The sequence below is a fragment of the Blautia sp. AF19-13LB genome (assembly GCF_003479105.1).
GTDB classification, from domain to species: domain Bacteria; phylum Bacillota; class Clostridia; order Lachnospirales; family Lachnospiraceae; genus Fusicatenibacter; species Fusicatenibacter saccharivorans.
Map to the genome: position 1 here is coordinate 1 of NZ_QUGO01000043.1, position 5,664 is coordinate 5,664.

General features: G+C 35.0%; 4 protein-coding genes and 2 pseudogenes. 3 read left to right on the plus strand and 3 right to left on the minus strand.

Going from position 1 to position 5,664, the window contains the following annotated elements:
- Positions 1-81: 81 nt before the first annotated feature.
- The 3 genes from DWX32_RS20795 to DWX32_RS18950 all read right to left on the minus strand — a co-directional run bounded on the left by DWX32_RS20795 (position 82) and on the right by DWX32_RS18950 (position 3,972).
- Complete coding sequence (locus tag DWX32_RS20795) at positions 82-429, minus strand: integrase core domain-containing protein (RefSeq protein ID WP_334294897.1); 348 nt, start codon at positions 427-429, stop codon at positions 82-84.
- Between the two features lie 176 nt (positions 430-605).
- Positions 606-3,278 (minus strand): DUF4116 domain-containing protein, encoded by a 2,673-nt coding sequence (locus DWX32_RS18945; protein WP_118660858.1) that lies wholly within the window; start codon positions 3,276-3,278, stop codon positions 606-608.
- Positions 3,279-3,462: 184 nt separating this feature from the next.
- Positions 3,463-3,972, minus strand: a complete 510-nt coding sequence (locus DWX32_RS18950; RefSeq protein ID WP_199671288.1) for a hypothetical protein — start codon at positions 3,970-3,972, stop codon at positions 3,463-3,465.
- Positions 3,973-4,013: 41 nt separating this feature from the next.
- Between DWX32_RS18950 and DWX32_RS18955 the strand changes: the two are divergent.
- The 3 genes and pseudogenes from DWX32_RS18955 to DWX32_RS20510 form a co-directional block, all read left to right on the plus strand.
- A pseudogene (locus DWX32_RS18955) lies at positions 4,014-4,376 on the plus strand (YaaA family protein); the annotation flags it as partial.
- 127 nt (positions 4,377-4,503) lie between these two features.
- Positions 4,504-4,911, plus strand: coding sequence for a Fur family transcriptional regulator (locus DWX32_RS18960; protein ID WP_055225693.1), 408 nt, complete (start codon positions 4,504-4,506; stop codon positions 4,909-4,911).
- A pseudogene (locus DWX32_RS20510) lies at positions 4,904-5,524 on the plus strand (flavin reductase); the annotation flags it as partial. The gene DWX32_RS18960 and the pseudogene DWX32_RS20510, both read left to right, overlap by 8 nt.
- Between the last annotated feature and the right edge of the window lie 140 nt (positions 5,525-5,664).

Here is a 5,664-nt window from a genome sequence, read left to right on the forward strand (position 1 = left end):
TTATTGTATCATAGAAGAACCTTCCAAACATTATTTTACAGAAAAAGTTTCATACTCTCTTTTTCCATCTTGCCAGCATACTTAGCCGGCAAGTTTTTGCTCCAGCTCTAATAGTTTATTCCTGTATTGTTTTTCATACTCATCAGGCGAAAGATATCCACAATGACTATGAATCCTTACTGTATTATAAAATGTCTCTATGTACTCAAAAACAAGGCGGTATGCATGTTTATAATCAAATATTTTAAAGCGATTCAGCCATTCTCGTTTTAATAGTGAATGAAAGGATTCTATGCATGCATTATCCCATGGGTATGCTTTCTTTGAGTAACTGTTTATCATTCCTTCTGTTACTTTCTGGAATGCCTGGGATACGAATTGTATACCTCTGTCACTATGAAACACAAGCGGCGAGGTGACATTTCGCATCTGCTTCGCTTTGTTTACACATTCTACTACATCCGCTGTACAAAAAATAGCATTCCTTGCAAATCAGAAATATCCTTCCAGTTTTTCAACCCTCTCTTAATCATTAGTCTCCTCCTATGTATCTGGAATCTCTCAAAATATAAGGATTCCAGAGCATCTAAATCGTAACATTACCATTAAACACTCTTTTCATCAATCATTAGTCTATCATCTACAATTTCATCAATCTGATTCGATTGTTTAATCCGATTTACAAAATCATAATTCAGCAGTTCTTCATTCCATAAACGCACAATATTTTTCTCTGTGCAATATTGCAAACTTTTTATAATTCGAGAAATTTTATAAAGATAACTACCCTCATCATACATAGCATCTTCATTTTCCCATTCTTCCATCTGCCCCGAATATTGGACAATCGGCAAATTATTTGCAGCTTCTTTTTCAATCCGCAAATAATTATTAGCCATTAACTTGCAGCTATCATGCGCTTGCAACAGGGTTTTTAAATCTTTGTAAACAATTCTTGATTTTACATCATAAGCAAAATATGGCGTTACTTTTCCATCTAGCGGATTAACAAATAAATGACAATATGAAAATCCTTCTAGTTCGTTTGGTCTTTCCACATCAACAATGCAACCATGTATCTTTCCAGAACCTCCGAGATGCTTAATAAATTCAGAAAGCTTCTGTTGACCTCCTGCATATCTATATAGTAGTTGATTTACATTTTCCGCATATTTTTCAAGATTAGCATAATAATAAGATAAATCTTCCAGTCTATTTCGTCTTAATCTCCCCAATTTGCCACCGTTCATAAGATAAAGAGATTTTCCTATTGAACGTTTTGAATATTCGCAATATATTAAAAATAAATACATATTATCTCTTTTTAACATATAAATTGTTCCATCTTCCCTTTTTAATGACATGGAAACCAATTTCCCTCTGTTAAAATCAATATACTGCTCTTTTGTTATTTCATGTACTCCATCTTGATAATAAGCAAATATGTCATAATCATTATCACAATAGAAATATTTTAATCCAATATTCTTTGCTCTATATCCAATTTGATTATCAGCATATATAGTTCGCCTATCGCTTATTTCATAAAAGTTTTGGTGATTATGTCCGTTCAAATATATCCAATATGGATTGTGTACTTCTGTATTCCAGTCCCCTTTCTTGACGTGCGTAAGGACTATAACTCTATTTTTCCCTAAACATTCCAGTATTTTTGTGTATATAGTATTAAAACGATTTGTCTCTTGTATATCTTTCTTCCACGCTGCTTCTCTTGATAATTCATCAAAACTTTTCCCATATCGTATATTTGACGCATTAAATTTTTTATTTAAACCGCTAAATCCTATTCCACCTAAAATAATAACCGAACTACATTGAGCCTTATTCCGTAACTCTTCTTTGCTCTTTTTCTGTATTTCTGCTTCACTGAATATTTCACATTTTTTTCTATCTTCTACACACATTAAATCATTTTGCAAAAATACTATACCTAATTTCGCAAAAAATTTTCTATATATCTCTACATTATCTTCCATCTCAACATAAGGATCCCATAATTCGTGATTACCAGGCACAACCACTATCTGATTTGGGTTCCACCACTGTATAAGCTCATTATAAAAGATAACCGTAAACTCAAAAATAGATGAAGTATCCCCTGCAATCAGCAAATAACTATTAAATGGTCTAGTTCCAATGGAGCGAACCATGCTTCTTGCCAAAAATTTTATATATGAACGTATTTCTTCTTTTGTTGCCTTATCCTTAAATTTATTGCAAACTCGATGTGCCAAATGGATATCGCTAATATAAAAAAACGGAATATGGTTAATATCAAACCGTTCATGTTCATCATCGTCAACGGGCTTAGGATAACAAAATTCATCAGGTATCATAATTTCATTATTTTCCATAATTTCGTCAGTTTCCAAAGTCTTTTTTATAGTAGCAAAATATGTTCCGTCATATAGTCCTTGCGATTGCAATATCTCACTATTGATAATTGCACCTTCAATATTATAATTTCTTAAATCAATTCCACGAAAATCAAAACTTCTCAACTCGGCATCAAAAAGATTTCCTTCTAAAAAAACATAGAATTTGCCAAAATCTTCAAATTTTTCTTGGACACAATATGATTCTTCTATTATCTTTTTGTCGTCAAATATTGATTTATGATGCCCACATACCACTTTAATTTTGACATTAAACTTTTTCTCCTCAGAATCATAATATTTGTGTGTAAATTGTATTTTCCCTTTTGATTTTTGATAACTCAAAATATCTTTAGATATTTTCACCTGTTCTGGCATATACTGTGCAATAGAAAAATCTTCTTCCATATAATTTATACATAATGCCTTCACATCTGGGCGATTAGGCATATACACTAACCACTTAGGGTTATGTGCAACAATTTTTTCTATTAAATCAATTTCCGTACTATCATCAAACAATTCATATCTTTTTTTCTGTGAAATAAACGACAATATATTTACATCTTTTTTAATTGCATTTATACAAATCGTTGATGTTCTAAAATTTTCTGGCACATTATTCAATAATTCCGGGGCTGCTTCAACTGCTAATTCACACATTCGTTTAGTAACAAACTGTCCAGGGACATACCGAAATGCTTGTCCATTCTTTTTTACTGCTGCCAAACACATTTTGGAATCTAAGCACTTTCTGGACACAAACTGTAAGGCTAAAGGATTTTGTCTAATAGCCGCTTTGCAAAGTTCTATCGTTTGCTCTTTTTTAGGAATCTTTTTCAGCAACATACCATCTCTTTTTAATTCCTTTATAATATCCATTCTCCCCTAACCCTTTCTCTAATTTTCATAACTTAATTATAGCTTCTTCATTGGAAAGAGTAAAGAGAAACAGCAAATCCCCACCAGCCAGTCAAGAGTGAACTGAACGACTACACCGCTCTTGACTAACTGGCGGGGATTCGCTCCATGGCAGCTAAGAGGGCTTTAAGCAGCCCTCCGTCTGTCAACGGGCTTCCCGATTATGTTTTCTCCTTGCAGCCCGTTTCTGCTCGGCTTCTATCTGTTCCTGCTGCTTTGCCCGGTCAATCATCGCATTAACCTGTTCAGAGCCGACCACAGCTTTTATACGCCCAAAATCTGCCGCCACTATCCTCAATTCCCGGTTTTCTTCCAAGACTTCTTCCAGCCTGTTTGTCAGCCGCTCGCTTCCGCTCCGTTCCCTGTTATATGCCGCTTGCAGCTTTGTAAACTTATTTGAAATATCCAGATACGCCGAATAAACAGAGCGCATGACTTGTACGATTTTCTTTACCAACGGCTTTGCTTTCTTTTCCCGATACGACTTTGCAGATTCCATAACTGCTGCTTCTGAAAGCGTCTGCTCCGGGTCTGCGGAAAAATCCGCCGCCAGCTTCTCCATGTTCTTAACCATAGGAGCAAGTTCATTCATGCGCTTCTGGTATTTGTCCGCCTGTTTCTGCGCTTTCTCTGATTCCTGCTGGGACTCCTGCAAATCTTCCTGTAAGGAACAAATCTCATCATCAACCTGCAACAAAGGTTGGAATTGGAGATGCAAAAAATCTGTATGAGTACTGGGGAGAATTGTTATACCGCTCAGTAATTGATGACAGCAGGATTATCATTAATCTTGCATCAAAAGAATACTCAAAATGTATAGAAAAGTATCTGACACCACAGGACAGATATATTACGATTGTATTTTGTGAGTTATCCGGAGATAAATTGGTAACAAAAGGTACCTATGCCAAGATGGCTCGTGGTGAAATGGTCAGATTCATAGCGGAAAATAATATTGAAAATCCGGTGGAGATTCAGAAATTTGACAGACTCGGATATTCATTTAGGTCTGATTTATCTTCAGATTCAGAATATGTATTTGAACGCAAAATAAAATAGTTATTCAGGTAAAAGATGCTCAGTTTGGCAGTTTTTATAATAATGAGAATTATTACTATTTTTATTGACAGCAGGATGATGGTGGTATATAATCCTTATTAAGAACTAATCCTAATAAGGAGGACGAATGACAAGTAGGAGAAATACCATTCAAAAAGATCTCGTAAGAAATACCGTATACGAAATGAGAAGACACGTTACGGCAAATGAAGTGTATGAATTTATAAAAGAAGCATATCCAACAATTGGAAAAGGAACGGTATATAGAAATCTTGATATATTGGTAGAGGAAGGTGCATTAAGAAAGGTTGAAGTTCCGAATGGACCGAACCGATTTGATTTTACATTGAAAAATCATTACCATGTAAGATGTATAAAGTGCGGTGAAATTTTTGATGTGGATATGGATCAAATACCGGATTTACTGGAAAGAATTCATAACACTCATGGAATTGAATTTGTGGATTATGATATTTCATTTAAAGGCATTTGCCCGAAATGCAGGGAGAAGGTAAAGGAGGAACAGCATGGATAGGAAAGCAATGTATAAGTTGAGTTATGGACTGTTTATATTAACCGCTAAAGAAGCAGAAAAAGATAACGGATGCATCATTAATACAGCCATTCAGGCAGCTTCGGAACCAAACCAGTTAAGTATCTGTGTAAATAAGGCAAATTATACGCATGATATGATTCAAAGAACCGGAAAATTTACTGTATCAGTCTTAAGTCAGAAGGCACAATTTGAATTGTTCAAACATTTTGGCTTCCAATCAGGAAGAGATACCAATAAGTTTGAAGCCTTTGAGCAGTGTGCCAGGGGCACAAATGGTATTTATTATATTACAGAAGGTACAAATGCATACATTTCTGTGACAGTTACTAAAACAGAGGACTTGGGTTCACATACGATGTTTATCGGTGAGATAACCGATATGGAAGTTTTAAGCAATGTTCCTTCAGTAACATATGATTATTATCAGAATAATATTAAGCCTAAGCCACAGGAGGTTGGAAAAACAGAGGACAGTCAGACAATATGGCGTTGCAGAATTTGCGGATATGAATATGTAGGCGAGGAATTACCAGATGACTTTATATGTCCTTTGTGCAAGCACCCGGCATCAGATTTTGAAAAAGTAGTAAAGAAAACGGAGGTAAAAGAGATGGCAGCAAACAAATATGCAGGAACACAGACAGAGAAGAATTTACAGGAGGCATTTGCAGGGGAATCACAGGCAAGAAATAAGTATACCTATTTTGCTTCTGTAGCGAAAAAGGAAGGTTA

What these genes read in the sequence shown, in the direction of transcription:
- DWX32_RS20795 (WP_334294897.1), bottom strand. Translation starts at nt 429, where the DNA reads ATGCGAAATGTCACCTCGCCGCTTGTGTTTCATAGTGACAGAGGTATA.
- DWX32_RS18945 (WP_118660858.1), bottom strand. Translation starts at nt 3,278, where the DNA reads ATGGATATTATAAAGGAATTAAAAAGAGATGGTATGTTGCTGAAAAAG.
- DWX32_RS18960 (WP_055225693.1), top strand. Translation starts at nt 4,504, where the DNA reads ATGACAAGTAGGAGAAATACCATTCAAAAAGATCTCGTAAGAAATACC.